Source organism: Streptomyces sp. NPDC093261 (assembly GCF_044753645.1).
In the GTDB taxonomy this organism is placed as follows: Bacteria; Actinomycetota; Actinomycetes; order Streptomycetales; family Streptomycetaceae; genus Streptomyces.
This window is the reverse complement of the sequence record NZ_JBIVNO010000018.1, coordinates 14,656-41,021: the sequence shown is the minus strand read 5'-3', so window position 1 is coordinate 41,021 and position 26,366 is coordinate 14,656. Positions and strand designations below refer to the sequence as shown.

General features: G+C 72.3%; 22 protein-coding genes and 5 pseudogenes. 13 read left to right on the top strand and 14 right to left on the bottom strand.

The features are described from left to right. Positions 1-23: 23 nt before the first annotated feature. The 5 genes and pseudogenes from ACIP94_RS29735 (at position 24) to ACIP94_RS29715 (ending at position 3,628) form a co-directional block, all read left to right on the top strand. Entirely contained in the window at positions 24-200 is a 177-nt protein-coding gene (locus ACIP94_RS29735) for a hypothetical protein (protein ID WP_402432311.1), read from the top strand. A 53-nt stretch (positions 201-253) separates the two neighbouring features. Then, positions 254-730: pseudogene (locus tag ACIP94_RS29730) on the top strand (GNAT family N-acetyltransferase); the annotation flags it as partial. Continuing rightward, positions 723-956: pseudogene (locus ACIP94_RS29725) on the top strand (GNAT family N-acetyltransferase); the annotation flags it as partial. The pseudogenes ACIP94_RS29730 and ACIP94_RS29725, both read left to right, overlap by 8 nt. Before the next feature lie 172 nt (positions 957-1,128). After that, complete coding sequence (locus ACIP94_RS29720) at positions 1,129-2,013, top strand: SDR family oxidoreductase (RefSeq protein WP_402432308.1); 885 nt, start codon at positions 1,129-1,131, stop codon at positions 2,011-2,013. A 91-nt stretch (positions 2,014-2,104) separates the two neighbouring features. Then, positions 2,105-3,628, top strand: a complete 1,524-nt coding sequence (locus ACIP94_RS29715; RefSeq protein WP_402432306.1) for an FAD-dependent oxidoreductase — start codon at positions 2,105-2,107, stop codon at positions 3,626-3,628. Between the two features lie 52 nt (positions 3,629-3,680). Here the strand turns inward: ACIP94_RS29715 and ACIP94_RS29710 are convergent, their stop codons facing one another. After that, positions 3,681-4,040, bottom strand: coding sequence for a TraR/DksA family transcriptional regulator (locus tag ACIP94_RS29710; RefSeq protein WP_402432303.1), 360 nt, complete (start codon positions 4,038-4,040; stop codon positions 3,681-3,683). A gap of 42 nt (positions 4,041-4,082) precedes the next feature. Beyond that, positions 4,083-5,267: an alcohol dehydrogenase catalytic domain-containing protein gene (locus ACIP94_RS29705; RefSeq protein WP_402432300.1), complete on the bottom strand. Its 1,185-nt coding sequence runs from the start codon at positions 5,265-5,267 to the stop codon at positions 4,083-4,085. Between the two features lie 206 nt (positions 5,268-5,473). On the opposite strand from ACIP94_RS29705, the gene ACIP94_RS29700 reads away from it, so the two are divergent. After that, positions 5,474-5,893, top strand: coding sequence for a CBS domain-containing protein (locus ACIP94_RS29700; protein WP_402432634.1), 420 nt, complete (start codon positions 5,474-5,476; stop codon positions 5,891-5,893). 132 nt (positions 5,894-6,025) lie between these two features. Here ACIP94_RS29700 and ACIP94_RS29695 read toward each other — a convergent pair whose 3' ends face one another. Next, positions 6,026-7,378 (bottom strand): amidase, encoded by a 1,353-nt coding sequence (locus ACIP94_RS29695; protein ID WP_402432297.1) that lies wholly within the window; start codon positions 7,376-7,378, stop codon positions 6,026-6,028. Between the two features lie 275 nt (positions 7,379-7,653). On the opposite strand from ACIP94_RS29695, the gene ACIP94_RS29690 reads away from it, so the two are divergent. Beyond that, positions 7,654-7,965 carry a hypothetical protein gene (locus ACIP94_RS29690; protein ID WP_402432294.1) on the top strand — a complete coding sequence of 104 codons (312 nt, stop codon included), beginning with the start codon at positions 7,654-7,656 and terminating at the stop codon, positions 7,963-7,965. A 219-nt stretch (positions 7,966-8,184) separates the two neighbouring features. Next, on the top strand, positions 8,185-11,202 hold the full coding sequence (locus ACIP94_RS29685) for an alpha-mannosidase (protein ID WP_402432291.1): 3,018 nt from the start codon (positions 8,185-8,187) through the stop codon (positions 11,200-11,202). Between the two features lie 201 nt (positions 11,203-11,403). Here ACIP94_RS29685 and ACIP94_RS29680 read toward each other — a convergent pair. Continuing rightward, positions 11,404-11,775: pseudogene (locus tag ACIP94_RS29680) on the bottom strand (FadR/GntR family transcriptional regulator); the annotation flags it as partial. A gap of 5 nt (positions 11,776-11,780) precedes the next feature. Here ACIP94_RS29680 and ACIP94_RS29675 point away from each other — a divergent pair. Further along, a pseudogene (locus ACIP94_RS29675) lies at positions 11,781-12,400 on the top strand (amidohydrolase family protein); the annotation flags it as partial. On the opposite strand, the gene ACIP94_RS29670 reads toward ACIP94_RS29675, so the two are convergent. After that, positions 12,388-13,812, bottom strand: coding sequence for a lipase maturation factor family protein (locus tag ACIP94_RS29670; RefSeq protein WP_402432288.1), 1,425 nt, complete (start codon positions 13,810-13,812; stop codon positions 12,388-12,390). The pseudogene ACIP94_RS29675 and the gene ACIP94_RS29670 overlap by 13 nt on opposite strands. Positions 13,813-13,968: 156 nt before the next feature. On the opposite strand from ACIP94_RS29670, the gene ACIP94_RS29665 reads away from it, so the two are divergent. Together ACIP94_RS29665 and ACIP94_RS29660 are read left to right on the top strand one after the other, a co-directional pair. Continuing rightward, on the top strand, positions 13,969-16,041 hold the full coding sequence (locus tag ACIP94_RS29665) for a SpoIIE family protein phosphatase (RefSeq protein WP_402432286.1): 2,073 nt from the start codon (positions 13,969-13,971) through the stop codon (positions 16,039-16,041). A 44-nt stretch (positions 16,042-16,085) separates the two neighbouring features. Next, entirely contained in the window at positions 16,086-16,946 is an 861-nt protein-coding gene (locus ACIP94_RS29660) for an Fpg/Nei family DNA glycosylase (RefSeq protein ID WP_402432283.1), read from the top strand. Positions 16,947-16,986: 40 nt separating this feature from the next. Here the strand turns inward: ACIP94_RS29660 and ACIP94_RS29655 are convergent, their stop codons facing one another. The 5 genes and pseudogenes from ACIP94_RS29655 to ACIP94_RS29635 all read right to left on the bottom strand — a co-directional run bounded on the left by ACIP94_RS29655 (position 16,987) and on the right by ACIP94_RS29635 (position 20,706). After that, positions 16,987-17,646, bottom strand: a complete 660-nt coding sequence (locus ACIP94_RS29655) for a zf-HC2 domain-containing protein (protein ID WP_402432280.1) — start codon at positions 17,644-17,646, stop codon at positions 16,987-16,989. 145 nt (positions 17,647-17,791) lie between these two features. After that, positions 17,792-18,304, bottom strand: a complete 513-nt coding sequence (locus ACIP94_RS29650; protein WP_402432277.1) for a hypothetical protein — start codon at positions 18,302-18,304, stop codon at positions 17,792-17,794. 135 nt (positions 18,305-18,439) lie between these two features. Next, a pseudogene (locus tag ACIP94_RS29645) lies at positions 18,440-18,637 on the bottom strand (sigma factor-like helix-turn-helix DNA-binding protein); the annotation flags it as partial. Between the two features lie 20 nt (positions 18,638-18,657). After that, complete coding sequence (locus ACIP94_RS29640) at positions 18,658-20,082, bottom strand: amino acid permease (protein ID WP_402432275.1); 1,425 nt, start codon at positions 20,080-20,082, stop codon at positions 18,658-18,660. A 162-nt stretch (positions 20,083-20,244) separates the two neighbouring features. After that, positions 20,245-20,706 carry a universal stress protein gene (locus ACIP94_RS29635; RefSeq protein WP_402432272.1) on the bottom strand — a complete coding sequence of 154 codons (462 nt, stop codon included), beginning with the start codon at positions 20,704-20,706 and terminating at the stop codon, positions 20,245-20,247. A 197-nt stretch (positions 20,707-20,903) separates the two neighbouring features. On the opposite strand from ACIP94_RS29635, the gene ACIP94_RS29630 reads away from it, so the two are divergent. Then, complete coding sequence (locus tag ACIP94_RS29630) at positions 20,904-21,749, top strand: polysaccharide deacetylase family protein (RefSeq protein WP_402432269.1); 846 nt, start codon at positions 20,904-20,906, stop codon at positions 21,747-21,749. Positions 21,750-21,771: 22 nt separating this feature from the next. On the opposite strand, the gene ACIP94_RS29625 is transcribed toward ACIP94_RS29630, so the two are convergent. From ACIP94_RS29625 to ACIP94_RS29610, 4 genes are all read right to left on the bottom strand, one after another. Further along, a complete protein-coding gene (locus tag ACIP94_RS29625; RefSeq protein WP_402432266.1) occupies positions 21,772-22,431 on the bottom strand; it encodes a class F sortase in 660 nt (219 codons plus the stop codon). A 35-nt stretch (positions 22,432-22,466) separates the two neighbouring features. After that, positions 22,467-23,132 (bottom strand): hypothetical protein, encoded by a 666-nt coding sequence (locus tag ACIP94_RS29620; protein WP_402432263.1) that lies wholly within the window; start codon positions 23,130-23,132, stop codon positions 22,467-22,469. 239 nt (positions 23,133-23,371) lie between these two features. Further along, the gene (locus ACIP94_RS29615; protein ID WP_402432260.1) at positions 23,372-24,136 is read right to left on the bottom strand and encodes a DUF4239 domain-containing protein; all 765 of its coding nucleotides are present in this window, start codon (positions 24,134-24,136) and stop codon (positions 23,372-23,374) included. Between the two features lie 17 nt (positions 24,137-24,153). Then, positions 24,154-24,759 (bottom strand): hypothetical protein, encoded by a 606-nt coding sequence (locus tag ACIP94_RS29610; protein WP_402432257.1) that lies wholly within the window; start codon positions 24,757-24,759, stop codon positions 24,154-24,156. Positions 24,760-25,052: 293 nt separating this feature from the next. On the opposite strand from ACIP94_RS29610, the gene ACIP94_RS29605 reads away from it, so the two are divergent. Then, the gene (locus ACIP94_RS29605; protein WP_402432254.1) at positions 25,053-26,000 is read left to right on the top strand and encodes an SCO0930 family lipoprotein; all 948 of its coding nucleotides are present in this window, start codon (positions 25,053-25,055) and stop codon (positions 25,998-26,000) included. Positions 26,001-26,366 lie beyond the last annotated feature (366 nt).

Here is a 26,366-nt window from a genome sequence, read left to right as displayed (position 1 = left end):
ACCCGACACATAAGGAGTGCGCGGTGACACCGGAGAAGACGAACAGCGATCAGCGCCCCAAGGAACGTGCGGAGCGTGGGGGCCGCCGGACGGAGCAGAAGCTCGGCAGTCTCGACGTGTGGGCCAGGTCCGCCCCCATCCGGCTGGCGGGCTACGAGGACGACCTCGCCGAGCCCCACATCCTGCCCAGCGTCGACTGACCTCACGGCATCGTCATGATCGCTGACGGCATGGGCGTGCCGGAGTCGCGCCCATGCTGATCAGACAAGCCGCGGCCGACGACTGGCCGCGCATCTGGCCCTTCTGGCACCGGATCGTCGCCGCCGCCGAGACCTACACCTGGGATCCGGACACCTCCGAGGACGCGGCCCGCGCCCTGTGGATGGCGCCGGGCAAGCGCGTGTACGTCGCCGAGGACGAGACCGGTGCCGTCGTCGGCTCGGCCTATGTCACCCCGAACTACGGCGGCCCCGCGGCGCACATCGCGAACGCGGCCTTCATGGTCGATCCGGACCGCGCGGGACGGGGTGTCGGCCGGGCGCTCGCCGACCACATCCTGGCCGAGGCGCGGGCCCAGGGCTACCGCGGCATGGTCTTCAACGCGGTGGTCGAGACCAATCCCGCGGTGACGCTGTGGCTGTCGCTCGGCTTCACCATCCTGGGCACCGTTCCGGGCGCCTTCGAGCACCCCCGCCACGGCATGGTCGGGCTCCATGTCATTGGTCGATCCGGACCGCGCGGGACGGGGTGTCGGCCGGGCGCTCGCCGACCACATCCTGGCCGAGGCGCGGGCCCAGGGCTACCGCGGCATGGTCTTCAACGCGGTGGTCGAGACCAATCCCGCGGTGACGCTGTGGCTGTCGCTCGGCTTCACCATCCTGGGCACCGTTCCGGGCGCCTTCGAGCACCCCCGCCACGGCATGGTCGGGCTCCATGTCATGTACCGGGCCCTCTGAGAGCCCCTGCTCGTGACCTGCGCGAAGACGCACGTGTCGATCACGCGCGAAGGGGGACCCGACGGGGCGCGGGCGCGGATCCCGGACGCTCACCGCCCTTCCTCGCGGCGGGGCCCGGGGCGAGCCGCTCCGCAGGACCGCCGCACCGGCAGGAAGGCAGGAGGACGCGAACGTGAAGGACAGCGGACCGCAGCACCCCGGAGAGCAGCACCCGCGGCCGGACTTCCCCCGGCAGGACCAGCCGCACCCCGGCTGGACCGGCCCGATGGACCCGCCGCCCGACCACGGCGAGGATTCCTACCAGGGAAGCGGACTTCTCACCGACCGCAAGACCGTCGTGACCGGGGGTGACTCCGGGATCGGCCGGGCGGTGTCGCTGGCCTTCGCCCGGGAGGGGGCGGACGTGCTGTTCACCCACCTGCCCGAGGAGGGCGACGAGGCGCGCGAGACGGCGCGCCTCGTCGAGGAGGCGGGCCGCAAGGCCGTGCCCGTGGCCTGCGACATCCGCGAGGAGGAGCAGTGCGGCAGGCTCGTCGAACGGGCGCTCGCCGAGTTCGGGCGCATCGACATCCTGGTCAACAACGCCGCGTACCAGATGTCCCAGCCGGACGGCATCCAGGCCATCACCACCGAGCAGTTCGACCGGGTGATGCGCACCAACCTCTACGGGATGTTCTGGCTCTGCAAGAAGGCGCTGCCCCATATGCCCCCCGGCGGGTCGATCATCAACAGCGCCTCCGTGCAGGCGTACAAGCCCAGCCCGCATCTGCTCGACTACGCGACGAGCAAGGGCGCCATCGTGACGTTCACCCAGGGCCTGGCGCAGATGGTCGCCCCCGACGGTATCCGGGTCAACGCGGTGGCTCCCGGTCCGGTCTGGACGCCGCTCATCCCCGCGACGCTGCCGGACACCACCGAGTTCGGCAAGCAGACTCCGCTGGGCAGGCCCGCCCAGCCGGCCGAGATGGCCCCCGCGTATGTGTTCCTGGCCTCGCAGCGGGCCAGTTACATCACCGCCGAGATCGTCAACGCCACGGGTGGTACGCCGCTGCCCTGACCGGTACGGCGCCGGGTGCCGTCCCGCGCCGGCGGTCCGCCGCCCGCTCCGGGACGCGCTTGGAAGATCCGGTTCGGGGAACCCGGGCCGCATGACCGAGCACACCGGCGCGCAGACGTCGTACTGGATCGAGACGGCGCCAGGGCTTCCCCGCCCGGCCCTCACCGAGGACCTCACGGTCGACGTGGCCGTGGTCGGGGCCGGAATGGCTGGGCTCAGCACCGCCTGGGAGGTGGCGCAGAGCGGCCGCAGCGTCGCCGTGCTGGAGGCCGGCCGTCTGGCCGGCGCCGTCACCGGGCACACGACAGCCAAACTCACCGCGCTCCACACGCTCGTCTATCAGCGCCTGCGCCGCACCCGCGGCGCCGAGGGCGCGAGGCTCTACGCCCGTTCGCAGACCGAGGCCCTGCGCAGGGCGGCCGAGCTGGTCGAGCAGCTCGGCATCGACTGCGACTGGGAGGCCGCCCCGGCGTTCACGTACGCGACGGACCGCGACCGGGTTCCCGAGGTGCGTGCCGAGGCGGAGGCCGCCCGGGAGGCGGGGCTGCCCGCCGAGTTCGTCACCGACACGGAGCTGCCCTACCCCGTGGCGGGGGCGGTCAGGGTCGCCGACCAGGTGCAGTTCCATCCGCGCAAGTACCTCCTCGCGCTGGCCGACGCGCTCGAGCGGCGGGGCGGCCGGATCCACGAGCACACCCGCGTCGTCGGGCTGGACGAGTCGGACCCCTGCCGCCTGCGCACCGAGACGGGGCACACGGTGACGGCGCGGGACGTGGTGGTGGCCACCCACTACCCGATCTTCGACCGCGCGATGCTCTTCGCCCGGCTCTCCCCGCGGCGCGAACTCGTCCTCGCGGCTCCGATCGACGCGAGCCGCGCGCCCCGGGGCATGTACATCACACCGGAAGAGAACACCCGTTCGCTGCGAACCGCCCCCCTGGGGGACGGCACCCGGCTGCTGATCGTCACCGGAGAGCACTTCACCCCGGGCACGGCGGACGTCGAGGAACGCTTCACCCGCCTGGCCGACTGGGCCACCGGGCACTTCGGGCCCCTCGACTTCACCTACCGCTGGGCCACCCAGGACAACGACTCCACCGACACGGTGCCGCTCGTCGGGCCCCTGCACCCGGCGAGCCGCCACAGCTATGTCGCGTCCGGCTTCGGCGGATGGGGCCTCAGCGGGGGCATCATGGCCGGGCTCCTGCTCTCCGCGCTGATCGACGGGCGGAAGCCCCCGTGGGCCGGCCTGTACGACCCGCGCCGTCTGGCCTCCGTCGTACGGGAGGCACCCGCCTTCGTCAAGCACCAGGCCCAGGTAGCCCGGCACTTCGTGGGAGACCGGCTGGCGCCGCTGGCCGGGGGGTCGGTCGACGACATCGCTCCCGGCGAGGGCGCGGTGCTCCGCGTCGGCACTCATGTGTGTGCCGTGGCCCGTGACGAGGAGGGACAGTTGCGGGCCCTGTCGGCCCGCTGCACCCACCTGGGCTGCCTGGTCGCCTTCAACCGCGCCGAGCAGGCCTGGGAATGCCCCTGCCACGGCTCACGCTTCGGTCTCGACGGAAGGGTCCTCCAGGGCCCGGCCACCCGGCCGCTGGAGAGGCGCGACGTGTAAGGCACGCCCGGGAACCACCGGGGGCCCGGGCGGCGGTCCCCGGCGTCCCGTCTCAGGCCCCGGCACCCGCCCGGGCGCAGTCGATGCACACCTCCGTGTGCGGGACCGCGAGCAGGCGGTCCCGGCCGATGACGTCCCCGCACACCCCGCACCGCCCATACCCGGGGGTCCCCACCTTCGGAAGGGTGGCCAGGACCCGGTCCAGCAGGGTCCGGGCCCGCTCCGCGTCCGCGCGCAGGGCCTCCAGCGCGATCACCTTGGCGCCTGCGTCGGCCGCGTCGAGATCGCAGTCGGCGAAGAGGACGGGCATCCTCGATTCGGCGGCCGACAGCTCCCCGCGCAGTGCCTCCGCCTCCTCGGTGAGCCGGACGGTGATCTCCCGCAGATCGTCGGGCGACAACTTCGTGGGCATGGGGCCTCCACCTCCGTCGGGTCCATCGGGACAAGGGCGCGCTCAGGGCTTGAGAAGGGCCTTGACCATCCCGTCCTCCTTGGCCTGGAACATCGCGTACGCCTTGGGGGCGTCCTCGAGCGGCATGGCGTGGGTCTTGAAGCCGTCCACGCCGAGCGGATCCTCGTCCGTCAGCAGCGGGAGAATCCTCTCCACCCAGTTCCATACGTTCGCCTGTCCCATGCGCACCTGGATCTGCTTGTCGAACATCGTCAGCAACGGCATCGGACTCGTGGCCCCGCCGTACACCCCGGACACAGAGACGGTGCCGCCCCGGCGCACCAGGTCCACGGCCGCGTGGAGAGCGCTGAGCCGGTCCACCCCGGCGTGTTCCATCAAGGGCTGGGCGACGGCGTCCGGCAGCGGCCCGGTGACCCACTGCGCCGCCTTGGCGAACGGTGCGCCGTGCGCCTCCATGCCGACGGCGTCGATCACGGCGTCCGTGCCGCGCCCGTCGGTGAGTTCGCGTACGGCCTCGGTCAGATCCCTGCCGTGGCGGCGGAGGTCGAGGCAGGTGACCCCGCGGGCCGTGGCGCGCTCCAGCCGCTCGTCCACCAGGTCCACGCCGATCACCAGGCCGGCGCCGCGGTGCCGGGCGATCCTGGCCGCCATGTCGCCGATGGGTCCGAGGCCCAGGACGGTCACGCTGCCGCCGTCGGGTATCGCGGCGTACTCCACCGCCTGCCATGCGGTGGGCAAGACGTCGGAGAGGTAGACGTAACGGTCGTCCGGCGGGCCGTCGGGCACCTTGATGGGCAGCCTGTCGCCGAACGGCACCCGCATGAACTCGGCCTGACCGCCCGGCACCTGGCCGTAGAGCTTGGTGTAGCCGAACAGCGCGGCGCCCGTGCCCCGCTCCCTGCCCTGGGTCGTCTCGCACTGGGAGTGCAGGCCCTGGTCGCACATGAAACAGTCACGGCAGCAGACGTTGAACGGAATGACCACACGGTCGCCCGGCTTGAGCGTACGCACCTCGGGTCCCACCTCCTCGACGACGCCCATGGGCTCGTGACCGAGGATGTCGCCCGCTTCGAGGTAGGGGCCGAGGATTTCGTACAGATGGAGATCGGAACCGCAGATCCCGGTGGACGTGATGCGCACGATGACGTCATCGTGTTTCTCGATCCGCGGGTCGGGGACGGTCTCCACGCGGACGTCCCGTCGACCCTGCCAGGTCAGTGCTCGCATGAACGTTCCTCCGGTCTCACGGTTCGGCCCAGGGCCCTCCGAGTCCCCTGAGGCCCGGGTTCGACACCCGGCGGTCCGGGGCACGCGGTCCGGCGGGGCGGGAGCGGTCGGACAGACGTTGGAACGCGTGCAGCATCCGGTTGGTCGGGTACCCGGCGGCTGAAGCGGCGGTGAACGGCACCGCCGCCCGGGAGAAGGGACCCGTGATGGCCCGGCACGTACGCGACATCATGACCGCGGAACCCGTGACGGTGGAACCGCAGACCCCGGTCAGCAGGGTGGCTCGGATGATGCGCGACCAGAACATCGGGGCCGTCCTCGTGACGGAGGGCGACGAACTGCGCGGCCTGGTCAGCGACCGCGACCTCGTGGTGCGCACGCTCGCGGAAGGCGCGGATCCGGGGGAGACCACGGTGGCCCGCGCATGCAGCGAGGACCTCGTCACCATTACCCCCGACGAGGACCTGCACCAGGCGGTGCAGCTGATGCGCGACTACCACATCCGCCGTATCCCGGTCGTCGAAGGCGGACACCCGGTGGGGATCGTCTCCCTGGGCGACCTGGCCATCGAACGCGACCCGGAGTCGGCGCTCGGCGACATCAGCGCCGCCAGCCCGAACGCCTAGGCGCGCCGATCACGGGCGAAGGTCCCCGACGGGCGGCCACCGGGCCGGTGGCCGCCCGTCCGCGACGCACCACCGCCCGCCGCGACCGCCCGCGGAGGCGGCCGCCCTGAGCCCCGGCTTCCCCGGCCCCCCTCAGTCCAGAGGCGCCGTACGCTGCCACGGCCGCAGGGCCTCGAGCTGCCCCGCCATCTCCAGCAGTGCCGTCTCCGAACCCGGCCGGCCGACCAGCTGGACCGCGCAGGGCGCGCCGCTCGCGAGCGTCCCGAAGGGGACCGACATGGCCGGCCATCCGGTGAGGTTCCAGGGCGGGGTCATAGGGGAGTAGTTGGTGTTGGCCAGGAGGTTGCGCAGCCAGCCGCGTTCGTGCCAGGGAGCGGCGGCCGGGCCGCGGCGCGCCAGCGCGGGAGTGAGCAGGATGTCGTGTTCGGCGAAGAACGGCTCCAGGCGCCGCCGCAACCGCTCGCGCTGGTCGCCCGTGCGCACGCCGCGTACAAAACGGCGGCCCACCGCCGCATGGAGCCGGGTGCGCCGGGCGAGCCGTCGTGGGTCGAGGCCCTCGGCGTCGACCGCCGTACCCGCCGTCCAGTGGGCGAGCGATGTCGTGCCCAGCCACCAGGGATAGGGCGGTTCGGCCGGACGCACATCGTGGCCCGCCCGCGCGAGCAGGGCGGCCGCCGCGCGGGCCGCCTCCGCGTAGGGCCGGCTCACGGTCACCCCGGGCAGCGGACTGCGCAGGGAAAGGGCGACGGTCCGCGCGGCCGACCGCGGCTCGGGCGTCCCGGACTTCGCGTGCCGGTCCGCGAGGACGTCGAACATCAGCCGGGTGTCCTCCACCGTCGTCGCGAGCGGGCCGTTCTCGGACATGCCGAACCAGTCGCCGTTGCCGATGCCCGCCGGGACCGTGCCATGGCCCGGCTTGAGGGTGACGAGCCCGCAGTTGGCCGCCGGGATGCGCAACGAGCCCATCCCGTCGTTGCCGAGCGCGATCGGCACCATGCCCGCGGCCACCGCCGCCGCGCTGCCGCCCGAGGAGCCGCCCGCCGTGCGGGTGGTGTCCCACGGGTTGCGGGCCGTCCCGTGCACCCCCTCCGTGGTGCCGAACACGCACAGTTCCGGCACGTTCGTGAGGCCCACGACGACCGCTCCCGCCGCGCGGAGCCGGGACACGGTGACATGGTCGTGCTCGGCGGGGGTGTCCGGGGTCGCCGCCGACCCGTTGCGGGTGGACTCGCCACGCACGGCCAGATTGTCCTTGACCGCCACCGGCACGCCGGCCAGGGGGAGTTCGGCCAGATCGGGACGGTCCGCGAGCGCCTCGGCCTCGGTGAGCGCGGCCTGCGCCCGTATCCGGCGGAAGGCGCCGACACGGCCGTCCAGCCGTGTGATCCGGGCGAGGTGCTCCGCGACGACCTCGTGCGGGGTGGCCCTCCTCTCGTGTACGGCGGCGGCGATCTCGGCGGCGGTCCGGCCGGCCCAGCTGCTCACGGGCGCTCCTGTCGGTGCTCGGCGGGGTGGAGACGGGGACGTACTGACGAGTACGAGGAGCACTGTGCACGGTCCGCGGCCCGGCGTCGAGGGCCTGACGGCACCACGTCACCGGCGTCACTGAGGTCACGCCCGCCACGGGCATCGGCGCCGACGACGCCCGTCCGTGCCGACCAGGGGCATCGGACGGTCCGCAAGGGCATCTGCCGAGCTTCGACTTCCTGCCCGCCTGGGCACAGACCTGGCACCGGCGCGACATCGTCACCGACCCGTTCATGCCGGAGGGGGCCTGCTTCCCGGTCGCGGGCGGTGACGGCTGGCAGCCCACGACCGTGCCGCTGACCGGCCTGTCCGGCACCCTGAGTACGCTGGCCGTACGGCTCACCGGCGGCGGCAGCCAGGTGCGCCGGCGGCTCGGGGGACTCGCGGTCCGGGATGCGGCGACCACCCCGGCCACCCCCGTCGACCCGCGCAACACCGACGCCGACGGCGGCGACCCGCGCTTCGCCCGGCGGCCCGCACCCGGCGCGGCGCACCGGGCGGCCGCCTCCGCCCCGCCACTACGAGCTGCACCGCGTCCCGGCTGACGGCACGCTTCGCTTCCTCGGCGGCACCTGCCGGCGCGCCTGCTACGCCGGCGGACTCGCCCCGGAGCGGGACGAGAGCGTCGCGCGGTTCGAACTGCGCGCGGTCGGGGAGCTCTACAACGTCTGGACGCCCACCACGACCACCCACCGCGCCGGTAGCACGACCACCCCTCCGCCGGTGACACCGGCACCCCGCACCCTCACCCCACGGAGCACCCCATGCATGACGACCGCACCCTGGTCGAAGCCCGTCTGAGGCGCGTCCTCGACGAGCGCGTCCGCCCCGCCGTATACCCCGAGTCCATACCGCTTCAGGTGGCCGTGTGGCACGCGCCCGGCGAGCCCGTTCCGGTCGCCGAGGGCCTGGCCGCCCCGGCCGAGCCGATCGCGGTGGGCGCGCGTTGGGGTGCCCCGTGGGGCACCAGCTGGTTCCGGGTGACCGGGACCGTCCCCGAGGCCTGGGCCGGGAAGACCGTCGAAGCGCTGCTGGACCTCGGCTTCGACGAGAACATGCCCGGATTCCAGTGCGAGGGCCTGGTCTACCGGCCCGACGGCGCCCCGGTGAAGGGCCTCAACCCGCGCAACCAGTGGGTACGCATCGGCTCCCCCGTCGAGGGCGGCGAGCAGGTCGACCTGCGGATCGAGGCGGCGTCCAATCCGGTCGTCCTGGGCTACCACCCGTTCCTGCCCACACGGCTCGGCGACAAGGAGACCGCGGGCAGCGATCCCCAGTACCGGCTCGAGCGCATGGACCTCGCGGTCTTCGACGAGACCGTGTGGCAGCTCGTCCTCGACCTGGAGGTGCTCGGCGAGCTGATGGCGGAGCTGCCGGTGGACTCGGATCGGCGGTGGGAGATCCTGCGCGCGGTCGAGCGGGCGCTGGACGCGATCGACCTCCAGGACGTGAGCGGTTCGGCGGGAGCGGCCCGGGCGCACCTGGCCGGCGTGCTCGCCGCGCCCGCCGCCCCTTCCGCCCACCGCATCAGCGCCGTCGGCCACGCGCACATCGACTCGGCGTGGCTGTGGCCGCTGCGTGAGACGGTGCGCAAGGTGGCCCGTACGACGTCCAACATGACGGCGCTCATCGAGGACGAGCCGGAGTTCGTCTTCGCCATGTCGCAGGCGCAGCAGTGGGCGTGGGTGAAGGAGCACCGGCCCGAGGTGTGGGCGCGGGTGAAGAAGGCGGTGGCGGAGGGCCGGTTCGTACCGGCGGGCGGTATGTGGGTGGAGTCGGACACCAATATGCCGGGCTCGGAGGCGATGGCCCGTCAGTTCGTGCACGGCAAGCGGTTCTTCCTCGACGAGTTCGGGATCGAGAACGACGAGGCCTGGCTGCCCGACACCTTCGGCTTCGCGGCCGGGCTGCCGCAGATCATCAAGGCGGCGGGCTCCAAGTGGTTGCTGACGCAGAAGATCTCCTGGAGCCGGACGAACAGGTTCCCGCATCACACCTTCCTCTGGGAGGGCATCGACGGCACACGGATCTTCACCCACTTCCCGCCCGTCGACACCTACAACTGCTCCATGAAGGGCAGCGAACTGGCCCACGCGGCACGGAACTTCAAGGACAAGGGGGTGGCCCGGCACTCGCTCGCGCCGACCGGCTGGGGCGACGGGGGCGGCGGCACCACACGGGAGATGGTGGCGAAGGCGGCCCGGCTGCGCGATCTGGAGGGCTCCGCAAGGGTGGTGTGGGAGACGCCGGAGCAGTTCTTCACCAAGGCCGAGGCGGAGTATCCCCACCCGCCGGTCTGGGTGGGCGAGCTGTACCTGGAGCTGCACCGTGCCACGCTGACCAGCCAGGCCAAGACCAAGCAGGGCAACAGGCGCAGCGAGCATCTGCTGCGGGAGGCCGAGCTGTGGGCCGCCACGGCCGCCGTGCGCACCGGGTTCCCCTACCCGTACGAGGAACTGGACCGCGTCTGGAAGACGGTCCTGCTCCACCAGTTCCACGACATCCTGCCGGGCTCGTCGATCGCCTGGGTGCACCGGGAGGCACGGGCGACGTACGAGCGGATCGCCGTGGAGCTGACCGGGATCATCGAGGAGGCGCAGCGGGCGCTGGCGGGTGAGGGGACCGTGCCGCTCACCTTCAACGCGGCGCCGCACGTCCGTTCCGGGATCCCCGCGGGCGGCGCGGACACCGCCACCGACGCGGGCGAGGTGTTGTCCGAGCCGCGGCCGGGCGGTGGCTTCGTCCTCGACAACGGGCTGCTGCGGGTGGAGATCGACGGCCGGGGGCTGGTGGTGTCCGCGTACGACATCGAAACCGGCCGCGAGAGCGTCGCGCCGGGGAGCGCCGCGAATCTCCTCCAGCTCCACCCCGACTTCCCCACCATGTGGGACGCCTGGGACGTGGACGCGTTCTACCGGAACACGGTCACCGACCTGCTGGACGCCGAGGAGGTCGGGCCCGGCGAGGACGGACGGTCGGTCCGGATCGCACGGTCCTTCGGCGCGTCGCGTGTCACCCAGGTGCTGTCGCTGGCGCCGGGGGAGCGGCGGCTGGAGATCGACACGGAGGTGGACTGGCACGAGACGGAGAAGTTCCTGAAGCTGGCGTTCCCGCTGGACGTGCACGCCGAACGGTATGCGTCCGAGACCCAGTTCGGGCACTTCTTCCGGCCGACGCACACCAACACCTCGTGGGAGGCGGCGAAGTTCGAGGCGTGCAACCACCGCTTCGTCCATCTGGAGGAGCCCGGCTGGGGGGTGGCCGTGGTGAACGACTCGACCTACGGCCACGATGTGACGCGCACGGTGCGGGAGACGGATTCCGGCACGACCACCACCGTCCGGGTGTCCCTGCTGCGCGCGCCGCGCTTCCCGGATCCGGAGACCGACCAGGGCGTCCACCGCTTCCGGCACGCCCTGGTACCGGGCGCGACGATCGGTGACGCGGTCCGCGAGGGCTGGCGGATCAATCTGCCGGAACGGCGGCTGAGCGGTGGGCGCGCGGTGGCGCCGCTGGTGCGTGTGGCGGAGGACGCGGTGGTGCTGACGGCGGTCAAGCTGGCCGATGACGGCAGCGGTGACATCGTCGTACGCTTCCACGAATCCCGCGGCGGACGTACGCGCGCCACGCTCACGGCGGACTTCGACATGGCGGCGGTGACCGCGACGGACCTGCTGGAACGCCCGCTGGCCGGGGCGCCCGCACCGGACCGTGAGGGGAACCGGGTCATGCTGCGGCTGCGCCCGTTCGAGCTGGTGACCCTGCGGCTGAAGCGGGCCTGATCGCGCGCGGGGGCGCCAGGGGCTCAGCCCGTGGAGCCCCCGGCCGAGAACGCCCGGCCGGCCGGCGGGGTCCGGAGCTGCGCGGGCGTCACGGCTGCCGGCGGGACAGAGGTGGTGCCGGCGCAGAAGGATCCTCCCCGGCATGGACGGCTCCGTGCCTTGGGTCCGGATCTGACCTCGGACCCTCTGCCGGCTCCCCGGCTAGGCGCGCAGCCGGCTCCGCAGCCACTCCTCCACCTCGCCCACGTGCGCGGCCGCCGCCGCCCGGGCCGCCTCCGGGTCGTGGGCGACCAGGGCGCGGTGGATCGCCGCGTGCTCGCGGCGGGTGCGGGCGAAGGCCCCCTCCTCCTGGTAGCCGCGCCAGACGCGGGCGCGGAAGGTTCGGGAGGACAGGCCCTCCAGCATGGCCGCCATCGTCTCGTTGCCCGCGGCGGCCGCGATCTCCCGGTGGAAGGCGAGGTCGTGGGCGAGGATCTCCTCCGGGTCGTCCGTCGCGTTCATCGCCGTCAGGTGCCTCTCCACCTCGGCGAGTCGGTCGTCCGTGATCCGGGCGGCCGCGAGGGCCGTCGCCGTCGGCACTCGTCGCCGGGGTCGTCGGCTGGACGGACCTGACGGAGCCCGGGGTGGCCGAGACGCTGGCCCGGCTGCGCGAACTGCCGGGCGGCGCGTATCTGCGCGGGATCCGCCATCAGGTCCAGGGGGAGCCGGACCCCGAGTGGCTGCTGCGCGCCGACGTACGACGGGGCCTGGCCGCCGTCGCCGACGCGGGACTGGTCTACGACCTGGTGGTCCTGCCCCATCAGTTGCCGGCCTGCGCCCGGGCGGCCGCCGCCCATCCCGGGCTGACCTTCGTCCTCGATCATCTGGGCAGGCCGCCGATCGCCTCCGGGGCCCTCGAACCCTGGGCGTCGCGGGTGCGGGCCCTCGCCGCCCTGCCCAACATGGTGTGCAAGCTCTCCGGGATGGTCACGGAGGCCGGCTGGAGCACATGGACACCGGCCGACCTGTGGCCCTACGCCGGCACCGTGCTGGACGCCTTCGGCCCTGAACGGATCATGTTCGGCTCCGACTGGCCGGTGTGCACCCTGGCCGCCTCCCACGAGGAGGTGCTCCGCACCGCCGAGCGCCTCACCTCGGACCTGGGCGCCGGCGCACCCAGGTCTTCGAGAGCACCGCCCGGCGCGTCTACCGCCTCTGAGCCACCGGGGCGGCCAGCCGTGTCGGCGGCAGATACTCACGCACGTACGTCCGGTGCCAGCACGCCCCCGTCTCGCGCAGTTCGCGCCAGGTGGTGTACCGGTAGCGGTACAGACTCGCCCGTACATAGCGCGGCGGCGCGTCCGGGGGGAACGGAGAGCGGCGCAGCAGTCGCAGTGTGTCCCGGTCGTTCTCCAGGAGACGTTCGACCAGGCCGCCGAACCAGGACCCCGCGTACGCGGGGGAGAGCGCGGCGAACCACATCAGCCAGTCGAGCCGCAGATGGTAGGGGGCGTACTGGCGCGGCCAGCGACGCGGATCGCCCGGCTTGCCCTTGAACTCGTACTCCCGCCAGTCGGAGTCCTCGCGCGGCACATCGTCCGCCGTGCCCTCGACCACCACCTCGTAGCGTGTCCGGCTCACGCTGCCGAACGCTCCGTAGGTGTTGACGAGGTGCAGCGGGTCGAAGGAGCGGTTCATGATCTGGGCGCGGGAGATCATGTTGCGTACGGGGTGGTAGCTGAGGCAGACCAGGCCCGCGGCCACCACCAGCACCAGGACCGCGTACCACAGTGGCGGCCCGGACACCGCCGGGGCGCTGCCGGGGTACCGGACCGCCGACAGGGCCAGCACGATCGTGATCCAGTTCAGCCAGGCGAAGTTGCCGGACAGCACCAGCCACAGCTGGGTCACGATCATCAGGGACGCGGCGGCCGTCGCGATCGGCTGCGGGGTGAACAGCAGCACCGGGACGATCAGCTGGGTGACATGGTTGGCCGCCACCTCCGCCCGGTGCAGCGGCTTCGGCAGATGGTGGAAGAACCAGCTCAGCGGGCCCGGCATGGGCTGGGTCTCGTGGTGATAGTCCAGGCAGGTCAGCCGCCGCCAGCAGGCGTCTCCACGGATCTTGATGAGCCCGGCGCCGAACTCCACCCTGAACAGGATCCAGCGCAGCAGGAACAGCACGACGACCGGCGGGGCGATCTTGTCGTTGCCCAGGAAGACCGCCAGGAAGCCCACCTCCAGCAGCAGTGACTCCCAGCCGAACGAGTACCACGTCTGGCCGACGTTGACGATCGACAGATACAGCGCCCAGGGGATCAGCCACAGCACCATCGCGGCCCAGAGCGGCACCAGGGAGTCCAGCCCGGCGACCAGCGCCGCCGACACCGCGCACCCCGCCCACGACCACGCGGCGAAGAAGCGGTCCGAGTAGTGGAAGTGGAAGACGCTGGGCGCCTGCCGGAAGGAGACCCGGGCGAGAAAACGCGGCACCGGCAGCATCCCGCGCTCCCCGATCAGCGCACGGAACTGGAGGGCCGCGGTCAGGAACGCCGTCAGGTACACGACCGCCAGAGCCCGCTGGAAGACCAGCCGGCTCAGCCAGTACTCCGGTGCGACGAACCAGTCCACGGCGACCGTCCTCTCTCTCCAGTGTGACCCCGGTACCCCGCCCGGGCCGGTGGGACCCGCACGGCGCGCGGGCGGCCCCGGCGCATCCCTCGCCCGACCCGCCTACGGAACCGGACAGAACTCGAAGAATCGGGCAAAGCCTGGCATGGTGGCCCCATGGCTGAGCGGGGAGCGAGCGCCCTGGCACTCCCGGAGAACTGGCCGGTCCACCCGGACCCGATCCTGGCGCTCAATCGCATGGGCAGCTTCGACTGGGACCTCGACGCCGGACTCATCCACATGGACGCCCAGGCCCACGAGATCTTCGAGACGCGCCCGGAGGAGTTCGACGGCCGTGTCACCACCCTGACGCAACGGGTCCCGCGCCATGAGAGCCGGCGCCTCGACGCCCTGATCGCCCAGGCCATCAAGGACGGCAGCGCGAACTACGGCGCCTACTTCCGCCTCCGCCGCCGCGACGGCACCCTGCGCTGGACCCACACCCAGGGGTACATACGGCGGGACGGGACGGGACGGCCGCGCCGTATCGTCGGCATCGTCCGCGACGCCACCCAGGAGCTGCGCGACGGCCGGGCGCGCGCCGACCAGGCCCTGCAGGACGAGGCCCTGCGCCAGCAGACGAACGTCGTCCAGACCACCACCGCGGCGCTCGCCCACGCCCGCACCGTCCAGGACGTCATCGACATCCTCAAGGACTGCCACGGACTCCTTCACCTGGGCGCCACCAGTCTGGTCGTGGGCCTCGTGGAGGCCGGCCGCATCCGGCTGGTCGCCGAGGGCCCCGTGAGCGCCTCCGTACCGGGCACCGGGGTCACCCGCATCGACGAGCCGTACCCGATGAGCGAGGTGGTCCGCACCCTCAGCCCCCGGTTCATCGAGTCACCGCAGGAGTTCGCCGAGCACTACCCGATCCTGTGGCCGCACCTCACGGGCCTGCGCATCACCTCGGCCGCCTATCTGCCGCTGATCGTGCATGCCCGCCCCATCGGCGCCATGGGACTGCTCTACGACGACCGGCGCGGCTTCACCCCGGAGGAGCGCAACATCCTCCTCGCGCTCGGCAGCAGCATCGCGCAGAGCCTCCAGCGCGCCATGTTCTACGAGCAGGAGAAGGACCTCGCGCAGGGCCTCCAGCAGGCGATGCTGCCGCGCTCCATCCCCAGCGTGCCCGGCGCCGACGTGGCCGTCCGCTACCGTTCGGCCTCGCTCGGCCGGGACATCGGCGGTGACTGGTACGACCTGATCGGGTTGCCGGGCGGCCGGGTCGGCGCCGTCATCGGCGACGTCCAGGGCCATGACACACACGCGGCCGCCGTCATGGGCCAGCTGCGGATCGTGCTGCGCGCCTACGCCGCCGAGGGCCACACCCCGGCCACCGTGATGGCGCGCGCCTCGGTCTTCCTCGAGGAACTCGACACCCACCGCTTCGCGACCTGCCTCTATGCCGAGGCCGATCTGTCCACCGGGGTGGTGCAGCTGGTCCGCGCCGGCCATATCGACCCGATGCTGCGAGCGGCCCGGGGATCCTGCCGGCCGCTGCCCGTCGAGGGCGGGCTGCCCCTCGGGCTCTCCGCGGAGTTCGGCCGGCTCGCCTACCCCGTCACCACCATCGAGCTGGAACCGGGCGAGACCCTGTTGCTGTGCACCGACGGTCTGGTCGAAAAACCGGGCACCGACCTCTCCGAGGGCGTACAGACCCTGCAAAACCTGGTCTGCGCCGGGCCGGACGACGTGCAGGACCTCGCCGACCTGCTCATCGACGCGGCCGCGGAACGCAACGGAGAGGACGACATGGCCCTGTTGCTGCTGCGGCGCGGGGGCCTCACCCAGCGCTCCGGGGGCCGGCGCCGGCAGCATGTCGCGCCGGGCGACCCGGAGGCCCTCGCCGGGGCCCGCCGCATGATCCGCGCCACCGTCCGGTCCTGGGGCGCCGGTGAGCGGTCCGACGAGATCGAACTCGTCGCCGACGAACTGATCACCAACGTCCTCATCCACACCGACGGCTCGGCGATCGTCACCCTGCGGATCATCACCGGCCACGACCGCAGGCTCCGGGTGGAGGTCGAGGACCCCTCCAGCGCCCTGCCCCGCCGCCGCGACTCCGGCCCCTTGGACACCTCCGGCCGGGGCCTGCTGCTCGTCGACCGGCTCACGGACGGGTGGGGTGTGGAGTCGCGCGGCGGCGGCAAGGTGGTCTGGGCCGAGTTCAGGGTCGCGCCGCGCCGCTGACCCGGGCGAGGGGTGTTGCGGGCGCCAGGTGGCACCCTGGACACATGCCGGAACTGCCCGAGGTCGAGGCCCTCAAGGACTTCCTGACCGACCATGTCGTCGGCCACGCGGTCGTCCGGGTGCTGCCCGTCGCGATCAGTGTCCTCAAGACCTACGACCCGCCGGTCACCGCCGTCGAGGGCCACGAGATCACGTCCGTGCGCCGGTACGGCAAGTTCCTGGACCTTCAGGCCGACGGCCTGCACTTCGTCACCCATCTGGCCCGCGCGGGCTGGCTCCAGTGGCGGGACCGCCTGCCCGACGGCCCGCCCCGCCCCGGCAAGGGCCCGCTCGCCCTGCGGGTCGCGCTGGAGACGGGCGCGGGCTTCGACCTGACGGAGGCCGGCACCCAGAAGCGGCTCGCGGTGTACGTGGTCCGGGATCCTCAGGAGGTCCCCGGGGTGGCTCGCCTGGGACCGGATCCGCTGGCCGACGACTTCGACGAGCAGCGCCTCGCGGGGCTCCTCCAGGGCGAGCGCCGGCAGATCAAGGGCGCGCTGCGCGACCAGAGCCTGATCGCGGGCGTCGGAAACGCCTACAGCGACGAGATCCTGCACGCGGCCCGGATGTCCCCGTTCAAGCTGGCGTCGTCGCTGTCGCCCGAGGAGACCCGACGCCTGTACGAGGCCCTGCGCACCACGCTCACGGAGGCGGTCGAGCGCTCACGCGGTCTGGCCGCCGGGCGTCTGAAGGCGGAGAAGAAGAGCGGGCTCAGGGTTCACGGCCGCGTGGGAGAGCCCTGCCCGGTGTGCGGCGACACCATCCGCGAGGTGTCCTTCAGCGACTCCTCGCTCCAGTACTGCCCGACGTGCCAGACCGGCGGAAAGCCGCTCGCGGACCGCAGGATGTCACGGCTGCTGAAGTAGGCACGGGCGGACCGGCAGTAGGCGCGGGCGGACCGGCGCGTCAGCGGGCCTTCAGCGTGACCAGGTGCTGCCCGTCCCTGGTCCGCACCTCGTAGTGGTCGATCTGCCCCGAGGTGAGGGCCGCGCCCCCCTCCACCTGAGTCGCCGCGCCGTCGCCCGAGGGCACCATCCAGCTCGTCACCGTCTGCTCCGAGCCGTCCTTGGCCACCGCGACGAGCCGGCAGGGGTGCGGCCCGGACTTGTCCTTGACCGTCACCGCGATCTGGCTGCCCCAGACCCGGTCCTGCGCGTCGAGCTGCGCCCATACCCCCGTGCTCGGATCGGTCGCGGTCATGGCCGTGGCGGCCGTGGGCGCGTTGTGCCGGCCGGCGACCATCCCCACGGAGGACCCGCCGACCGCGAACACCACGGACGCCGCGAGCGCGTACAGCCACCGCCTGCGCCGGCTGCGGTGCTTGGTCGTCACCTCCTCCAGCAGCCGCTCGAGCAGCCGCGGCCCGGGGGCCGCCGAAGGGTGCACCGACCGCGGGGTCGCCCGTCGGTACAGCATCAACTGCCGTGCGGCGGGACGGAACTCGGTCACATGCGCCGTACAACTCGGGCATTCCATGAGGTGGTCCTCGAAGCGGAAGGCTTCCGCCTCGTCCAGCACGCCGAGCGCGTAGGCGCCGACGTCGCGATGGCTTTCCAGGGACCTCATACCAAATCCTCATGCCGGTGAGCGGTGCGGGGAGTGTTGCTGCTGTTGCCCACCGGTACGGACCAGGCGCCCGAATCACTCAAGGCCGTTACCGAATCGCGGCCAGGACATTCGGAGCCATCGGCCGCGCGGATTGGTCCCTTCCTCAAAAAAGATGGATGGCCAGATGTCCCAGGGGGAGTCCGAGCTGCCAGGCGGGCGTCCAGACCTGGGGGCCGTCGTCCTCACCGGTCGCCATGGCGCCGGGCACCGCGTCCAGGTCAGGGGCCAGCAGCTCGGTCTCCTCCAGCCAGCGCCAGGCCGCCGAGGCGAGGTCCAGGTCCGGTGCCGGGCCCCGCGACCGGGCGGCCTCGGCGGCCAGCTGCGCCATCCGCTCGCGCACCCAGTCCTCCCACGGCTGGTCGTACGCCGTCAGCGAAAGCCAGGTCTCCAGCTGGGAGACGACCCGGATGCCGGGCAGCTCGCCGCCCGTGTCGGACAGGAAGATGGTCAGTGCCAGGGCGTCGCGCCCGGCGCGGAACTCGAAGGACGTGGGCGGCATGAGGTCGCCGGTCCGCAGCAGCTCGTCCGCGATGTACTCGGCGTACAGCCACGCCATGGGGACGGCCAGGTCACCGCCGCCGGTGCCGTCCGTGCTCTCTTGGCCTCTGTGCAGCATCCCTTCCTGCCTTCCTCCGGTACGTGCGCGTCGCCCGATCCCGGGCCCCGGTCCGGAACACGGATGAGGCAAGCTGATTGCTCAACCATGGTCCGCAGCAAGGCGCTTTACGGAGGTTTGACCCGGCCCCCGGTTTCACCGCAGGTCGGTCGCGTATCCCGGAAGAACTCGGCGCAGAGCGCGTGGCGCGTAGTATGCGCGGGACTTCACCGTACCGGGCGCAATCCCCAGGGCCCGGGCGGCCTCCGCCACACTCGCCCCGCGGAAGTACACCTGCACCAGGACATCCCTGTGCTCGGGAGTGAGTGTCTTCACAGCCTCCCGCACCGCGAGCTGAACGGTGCGGCGAGCGGTCAGGAGGTGTTGCGCGGCCCGGCCAGCGCCGAGCGTTTGTACGCGTACCCGAAGTAGACGGCCTGGCCGACCGCGAACCACACTGCGAACCGCACCCAGGTCTGCCATTGCAGGAACGTGATCAGCCAGACGGAGAAGACCACCCCGAGGGCCGGCACGAACGGCATCCACGGGGTGCGGAAGGTGCGCGGCAGATCCGGTCGCCGGTAGCGCAGCACGATCACCGCCGTGCACACGACCACGAACGCCAACAGGATCCCGATGTTGGTGAGTTCGGCCGCCTCGCCGATCGGCAGGAATCCGGCGATGGCGGCCGACGCGGCCCCGACGATCCAGGTCACGCGGGTCGGGACATGGCGGGTCGGATGCGTCTTCGCGAACCACCGCGGCAGCAGTCCGTCCCGGGACATCGAGAACCACACCCGGGTGACCCCGAGCATGAACGTGAACATCACGGTGAGGATGCCGATGATCGCGCCGACCGCGATCACATCGGCGAGACCGCTCAGGCCGACCGCCTTGAACGCGGTGGCGAAGCCGCTCTCCTTGTCGATGTCCCGGTAGCTCTGCATGCCCGTGAGGACCAGGCAGGCCGCGACGTACAGGACCATGGAGATCGCCAGCGAGTAGATGATCGCCCTCGGCATATGGCGCTGCGCGTCCTTGGACTCCTCGGCCGCGGTCGACATGGCGTCGTAGCCGAACACCGCGAAGAAGACGGTGGCGGCACCGGTGAAGGCGCCGCCGACGCCGTACGGGAAGAACGGGCTGTAGTGGGCGCTGTCGATGTGGAACACGCCGACGCCGATCACCAGCAGGACGACGAGGACCTTCAGGGCCACCACGAACGTCTCGAAGCGGGCCGCGTTGCGGATGCCGAGGTTCAGCAGATACGCGATCAGCAGACACAGCACGACGGCGAACAGGTCGACGCGGTGGCCGGCCCCCGTGCCGGGCGCGCCCAGCATCCACGCCGGCAGATGGGCTCCCGTCTCGCCGACCAGAAAGCCGAAGTAGCCGGAGATGCCGATGGCGACCACGGCCACGATCGCCGTGTACTCCAGCAGCAGGTCCCAGCCGATGAACCAGCCGGCGTACTCGCCGAGCACGGCGTAGCCGTAGGTGTACGCCGAGCCCGCCTTCGGGATGAGCCCCGCGAACTCGGCGTATGACAGCGCGGCGGCCGCGCTCGCCACGCCCGCGATCAGGAAGGACATGAGGACCGCGGGCCCGGCCGTGCCGTTCGCGACGGTCCCGGCGAGGGTGAAGATGCCGGCGCCGATGATTCCGCCGACGCCGATCGCGGTGAGCTGCCCCAGGCCGAGCGAGCGCTCCAGCCCGGTGCCCGCGCCGGTCTCCGTCTCCTCGATGTGTTCGATGGGTTTGCGGCGGAGAATCCCCTCGCCCATACGGAGCCTGGCCATGGGCCTCACCTCTTCGCGGGCGGCAATCGGCTGACCGCGGATCATGATGGCGCAGGGCCGACGGGGAGGGAAGACCACGCGCACGGCGTCGCGGTGACCCGCGCTCCCTTGCCGCACGCCCACCCGGGGCGGCGGCCCGTGCGGCGGGCGGGAACGGTTCCCCTACGGTACGACGGTGACCGGCCAGCGCCCCGCCTTCACCAGCCGGATCGCCACCGAGCCGATGATCCGGTGGCCGGCCTGCTCGGACGCGCCGACCACGACCGCGTCCGCCTTGAGTTCGTCGGCCGCCTTCACCAGGCCGTTGTAGGGGTCGCCGCGGAAGGTGTGGAACTCCCAGCGCACCTCGAATATGCCCTTGAGGCGGTCGGTGGCCTCACGGATGTAGGTGACGAGGTCTTCCGCGATCTCGTCCGTGGTCTCGGCCACCGGCACTCCGAGCGCCGCGCCCGCCGCCATCACGGGCTGCACGTACACGACCGCGAGCAGCGCGTGCTGCCGCCGCGCCAGACCTCCGGCGTACGCCGCCGCCCGGAGCGAGGAGTCGGAGCCGTCCACCCCGACGAGGATGACCTTGGGCCCGTCCGTGCCCCGCTCGAACTGGTGCGAGTGCTGTTCCGTCACACGGCGAGGCTATCGGAATCCGCTGGTCCGGAACCGCCCGGCCATCGGACGAATGTACGTCGGCGTAAACCGGCCGGGGGCGCGGGACGGCCGGAAGACCGAAGGTCGGTAAATAGGCTGATCCCATCGAGTGCTTTCCCTGTCCGTGCCGGTGTTGCGCCGCCGCCCCCCGGCCCCCTTCGCGCGACTGATAAGCCATGAAAAAGGATCAGCTGCTCACCCGGCGCCGGGCGTTGCTCACCGGCGCCGCCCTCCTGGGCGCGGCGGGGGCGGCCGGTACGGCCCGGTGGCTCACCGAGGACGACCCGGCGCACCCGGTCCGGACCGCCCCCGCGGCCGGGAGCCCACAGGCGCGCACCCCCCTGAAGCCCTCCGCCCTCCGCGCGCGGCCCATGACCGGCTACGGACCGCCGCGCGGCCGGCCGGCGCGGACCCCCGTCCGCCGCGAGCCGATCCTGCGGATGCGGGGACGCGGCACCCGGATGGTGCTGACCTTCGACGACGGCCCCGACCCCCGCTACACCCCCCACATCCTGCGGACACTGCGGGCGTACGACGTGCGCGCGGTGTTCTTCGTCTGCGGGCAGACGGCAGCCGACCACAAGGACCTGCTGCGCGAGATGGCCGACGACGGCCATGTCGTCGGCAACCACACCTGGACGCACCCCCTGCTCACCCGGCTGTCCCGGCCGGAGATCCGCTCCGAGATGGAACGCACCTGTGAGGTCATCGCGGACGCGTACGGCGAGGCGCCGCTGTGGTTCCGCGCGCCGTACGGGGCCTGGAACGGGGCCGCCTTCCAGCTCGGCGCCGAGCTGGGCATGGAGCCGTTCGCCTGGACGGTGGACTCGCTGGACTGGACGACCCCGGGCACCCCCACCATCGTCCGGCGGGTGGAGGCCGCCGCCGCCCCGGGGGTCATCGTGCTCTCCCACGACGCGGGCGGCGACCGCTCGCAGAGCGTGGCCGCGCTGCGGGAGTATCTGCCGCACCTGCTGGACTCCGGCTACCACCTCACGGTGCCCCGACGGCCGTCCACCTGAGCGCCCGCCCGCGGCGCGGCGGTCAGCGCACCGCGGCCAGCCGGGCGAAGACCACCACGTTGCCCGCGTACCCGTTCCCCTCGGAGAAGGCCCCTCCGCAGGTGATGACGCGCAACTCCGGGACACCCTTGCTGCCGTAGACCCGGTCCCCGGGGAAGTTCGCCTTGCTGAAGACCTCGACGCCGTAGACCTCGAACACGGCGGTCCTGCCGTCCTCGCGCCGGACCTCGACGCGGTCGCCCTTCTTCAGCGTGCCCAGTCCGTAGAAGACGGCCGGCCCCTGGTCGTTGTCGACATGGCCCACGACCACGGCGGTGCCCTTCTCGCCGGGCGTGGGCGCGCCGGTGAACCAGCCCGCGAGGTTCGGGTCGTCGGGCGGCGGCGCGTCCACCCAGCCGGTGGCGTCCAGGGCGACCGGGATGACGGGGGCGTCGACATGCAGCGCCGGGATGCCGATGCGGACCGCCGCGGAGTAGGGCAGGGCGTCGGGACCGGTGTAGTCGGGGCTCGCACCGCCGGAGGAGTCGGGGGCCACCGCCGAAGCGGGCTGGGGCGGGCCCACGGCGAACTCTCCCGAACCGTGCCGGACGAAGGCGAGGCCCGTCACGAGGGCGAGCGCGATCACTCCCCAGGGGGCGCGCTTGGTGCGCCGCCCCTCCTGGGCCTGCTCGGACCCGGACATGCTCCCTCACCTCTCGACGCGGCCGTCACCGCGCCTTACTGGTCATGGGCGGTACGACGACGGGACAGATGCCAGGCGGTGCCGAGCGACCCGGTGATGAGCGCCGCGCCGAGCCCGATCTCCTTCAGGTCGAAGCCGCCGATACTGCCCCCGACCCCGGCGCGCACCCCGTGCTGGCCGTAGGAGCCCCCGCCGCCCTCGCCCCCACCGCCGCCTCTGCCACCCCCGTAGTCGCCGCCCCCGCCCCCGCCCCCGCCGCCCCCGCCCCCGCCCCCGCCGTAAGAGTTGCCGCCCCCGCCTCCGCCCCCGCCGTACGAGTTGCCGCCTCCGCCCCCTCCGCCTCCACCGGCGTTCTTGCTTCCGGCCGCGATGGCGAGCCGCTTGTGCCCGGACCGGCGGCCGCACTGGAAGGTGACGTCGTAGTCGGCACCGGGCCGGGCGTTTCTGTTGACCGTGGCCGTGGCATTGGACCGGCCCTTGGGAATGGTGACGGTGTCGAAGGCGTCGGAGAACACGGTGGCGTTGTCCTCACAGCCCCGTATGGGCAGATTGACCCGCTCGCCGGGGCCGATTCTCGTCGGCTGCAGGTCGTAGCCGAACGACGAGACGTTGCCACCCCCTCCGATGGCCGACCCCGGTGCGGTGCAGGCCAGGGCGGTGACGCCGAGCAGTGCGACCGAAGCGACGCGTATCGCGCGCATGGTGAGCCTCCAGGTCCCCGAGGAGCCGTGCTGCGGACCTTTTCCGCTTGCGCCAGAAATGCACCCCGGTGATCGAAACGCTAGGAAAGATGAGGTCGGGGCGCGATTGGAGTCGTGCGAATGGGGCACACCCGTAGGCCGGGTGACGGCCTCGCACACCGGACGACCGCGGCCGGGGCGGCGGAACGGACGCGCGTGATTCCGTCCCCGCCACCCCGGCCGGTGCCGATGCGATCACGTCACCCGTGCAGATGAGGGAACAGGGCCAGGAACGGTTCCGGGGAGGCCGTGATGCCCCGGCTGTAGGGCGCGTCGAAGTCCCAGATCAGGAAGAGCAGAAAGGCGATCAGCGCGGAGAAGAGCCCGGCGAGGACCAGTTCCCGGGGCGTGCGCCGGATCTGCAGCGCGAACACCATTCCGATCGTGATCACCGCGCCGGAGATCAGCCCGAACCACACCACCGGCGGCATGGTGGAGCCGGTGGAGTCGGCACGGGCGGTCCGTGCCGTGTCGGCCGCGGTCACCTGGTCGAGGAGCGGCTGGTAGGCCTGCGCCTCGAAGTCCGACCCCGGCTTGTAGTCGGTGACGTCCTGGCGGATCCGCTGGATCAGTTCCCCGCCGTGCGCCGTCAGCTTGGCGTGGTCGGTCATGGCCTTCCACTCGGGGCCGACGACCTGGCCGACATAGGCGTTGACGTCCGCGCGGATGCGGTCGCGGACATCGGGCGGATAGACGCGGACCCGCTCCGAGATCTCGTGCAGTGCCTGGGCCTCGGCCTGGACATGGTCCTGGGCGGCACTGCGGGCCTCCCAGACGCCGGCGATGGCCAGACCCAGCACGATGGCGTACACCACGCCGATCCACATCGTCATGTACTCGATCACATCGGGCGTCTCGGACGGATCCTCGTCCGCGGCGGCCGTGCGCTGCCGTACCAGGGTCACCACGATCACGACGGCACAGGCGGCCGCCATCGCGAGGGTGAGAACAAGCCATTCCGACAAGGGGTCCCTCCAGGGGGTCAGCGCGGACGCAGCGCGGCGATGGCGAACACCGCGGGCGCGGCGATGAGCAGGGTGAACACGAGCGGCGACGGTCCGTCGTGCGGCGGTCGCGGGTGGGACACCGCGTGGTACGCCGGGTAGCGCACCGGCGGCGCCGAGGGGCGCGGGGTCGGCCGGTGCGGGGGCGGGGCCGGCTTGGGCAGGGGTGGGGGAGCGAGGACCGGTGCCGGACGGGGGCGCGGCGCCACCGTGTGCGGTGGCGGGGACGGCGGCACGGGGCGCGGCCGTGGAGGCGGGGTGGGCTTGGGTGGCGGCGGGGGCGGCGGTTCGGGAGGCGGTGGGGGCTCGGGCGTGGGCGTAGGAGTGGGCGTGGGCGTGGGGCTCGGACTCGGGGGCAGGCACGGCAGCGGTGGGAGCGTCCCCTGCGCGAAGAGCGAGGGGAAGGGCCGGTGGCCGCCGCCCGCGACCGCCACCGCTTCCGTGCCGTCCGGGCCCGTCGAGGCGTACGCGCACGCGTCGGCCGAGGCCGTATGGACAGACGTGCCCACCAGGGCCCACGCCACCGTCACCACGGCCAATGCCCCCCTGACGAGGGCGGACCGGGTCCGTTCGGGTCGATGCACGACGGAGATCATGGGCCGGTCCGCCCCCGCACACGCCCCAGCGAGGGCGAATTGGCTCGAAGGGGGGAGATCCGGCTTCGGGCGGTTTCGTCAACAGTGCCGGGTCCGGCGGGAGTTCAGCACCTTTGTACGAGGGTGTACCGCGCCTGCCGGCGAGTGGCCGAGAAGCGTCACAGCCTCCGGAAAGAATTTTGCGGCCCGCTTGAACGCACCGGACGCCGCCATCCGTACCTAGGGCCATACGCGGCGCTCAGAGAGCGCTGCAACACCCAAGCGGACAGCGGGAGTTGGAAATGAAGACATCCTGGCGGAGCGCCTCCCTCGTGGCGACAGCTACGGCCGTGCTGGCGCTCACGACGGCGTGCGGTCAGGAAAACGGCGCCCAGTCGGCGGGCAGCCAGAATGTCGGATCCACCGCCGCCCCGGGCGCGTTCGGTTCCGTCGCGACCACCCCCGGGAACGGCTACGGCGCCGACTCCACGACCGCCCCGAGCGCCTCCGCGAACGGCCAGTCCGCAGGTGCGCTGGCCGTCGCCGAGAACGCGAAGCTCGGCAAGATCGTCACCGACAGCGCGGGCTTCACCCTCTACCGCTTCGACCAGGACACGGCCGAACCGCCGAAGTCCTCCTGTGACGGCGACTGCGCGAAGACGTGGCCGCCGGTTCCCGCCGAGGGCGCCTCGGTCGCCTCCGGCATCGACAAGTCCCTGCTCGGCGAGGTCACCCGGTCCGACGGCACCAAGCAGCTGACGATCGCCGGCTGGCCGATGTACCGCTTCGCCAAGGACACCAAGGCCGGTGACGTCAACGGCGAGGGCGTGAAGGGCGCCTGGTTCGCGACCGCGCCCACCGGCAAGAAGGCCGCCGTCTCCGACCTGCCCGGCCTGTCGGTCCGCAACGACGCCAAGCTCGGCCCGATCGTCGTCGACAAGAACGGCATGACGGTCTACCGCTTCCTGAAGGACAAGGCCTGGCCCGAGCCGGTGTCCAACTGCACGGGCGCCTGCCTGGAGAAGTGGCCCGTCGTCGCGCCGGTCTCGGCGGAGGACACCAAGGGCGTCAAGAAGAAGGGCCTCATGGGCTTCACCCGCCCCGACGGCGCCAAGCAGATGACCATCAACTGCTGGCCGATCTACACCTTCTCCGGTGACAAGGCGCCCGGAGAGACCAACGGTCAGGGCGTGGGCGGCACGTGGTACGCCGTCTCGCCCGACGGAAAGCCGGTCGGCGCGTCCAAGTAGAGATCACCTCCCCAGGGTCGATCGATCGCCTCGCCCCAGTCAGCCAGATCGCGGAAGGGAGTGAGACACAGAAGCCGGACGAACGGGACACAGACGCGCGCGACCGGATCCGCCCCCTCTCCACCGCACGGAGGGGGCGGATCCCTTTGTACGGCCTCTTTTCGGGGCCGCGTTTGTGCGGGCGCTTTTGTATGGGTCCCCTTGCCTGGGTGCCTATGTGTGGGTCCCTCGGCGTGGGCGCGTCTCGTGGCGGACGAACCCTCCGCCCGCGACGGCATCGTTCGGCATCGACGGCACGTGCCACCGGCAGTGACCGGGAACGGATGGTCAATTTCCGTTTCCGCTCGCTCCGTTGGCAGACGATCA

Excerpts from the sequence above, each read along its gene's own strand:
- ACIP94_RS29715 (WP_402432306.1), top strand. The coding sequence starts at position 2,105 with ATGACCGAGCACACCGGCGCGCAGACGTCGTACTGGATCGAGACGGCG.
- ACIP94_RS29710 (WP_402432303.1), bottom strand. The coding sequence starts at position 4,040 with ATGCCCACGAAGTTGTCGCCCGACGATCTGCGGGAGATCACCGTCCGG.
- ACIP94_RS29705 (WP_402432300.1), bottom strand. The coding sequence starts at position 5,267 with ATGCGAGCACTGACCTGGCAGGGTCGACGGGACGTCCGCGTGGAGACC.
- ACIP94_RS29700 (WP_402432634.1), top strand. The coding sequence starts at position 5,474 with ATGGCCCGGCACGTACGCGACATCATGACCGCGGAACCCGTGACGGTG.
- ACIP94_RS29690 (WP_402432294.1), top strand. The coding sequence starts at position 7,654 with ATGCCGGAGGGGGCCTGCTTCCCGGTCGCGGGCGGTGACGGCTGGCAG.
- ACIP94_RS29685 (WP_402432291.1), top strand. The coding sequence starts at position 8,185 with ATGCATGACGACCGCACCCTGGTCGAAGCCCGTCTGAGGCGCGTCCTC.
- ACIP94_RS29665 (WP_402432286.1), top strand. The coding sequence starts at position 13,969 with ATGGCTGAGCGGGGAGCGAGCGCCCTGGCACTCCCGGAGAACTGGCCG.
- ACIP94_RS29660 (WP_402432283.1), top strand. The coding sequence starts at position 16,086 with ATGCCGGAACTGCCCGAGGTCGAGGCCCTCAAGGACTTCCTGACCGAC.
- ACIP94_RS29655 (WP_402432280.1), bottom strand. The coding sequence starts at position 17,646 with ATGAGGTCCCTGGAAAGCCATCGCGACGTCGGCGCCTACGCGCTCGGC.
- ACIP94_RS29650 (WP_402432277.1), bottom strand. The coding sequence starts at position 18,304 with ATGCTGCACAGAGGCCAAGAGAGCACGGACGGCACCGGCGGCGGTGAC.
- ACIP94_RS29640 (WP_402432275.1), bottom strand. The coding sequence starts at position 20,082 with ATGGCCAGGCTCCGTATGGGCGAGGGGATTCTCCGCCGCAAACCCATC.
- ACIP94_RS29630 (WP_402432269.1), top strand. The coding sequence starts at position 20,904 with ATGAAAAAGGATCAGCTGCTCACCCGGCGCCGGGCGTTGCTCACCGGC.
- ACIP94_RS29625 (WP_402432266.1), bottom strand. The coding sequence starts at position 22,431 with ATGTCCGGGTCCGAGCAGGCCCAGGAGGGGCGGCGCACCAAGCGCGCC.
- ACIP94_RS29620 (WP_402432263.1), bottom strand. The coding sequence starts at position 23,132 with ATGCGCGCGATACGCGTCGCTTCGGTCGCACTGCTCGGCGTCACCGCC.
- ACIP94_RS29605 (WP_402432254.1), top strand. The coding sequence starts at position 25,053 with ATGAAGACATCCTGGCGGAGCGCCTCCCTCGTGGCGACAGCTACGGCC.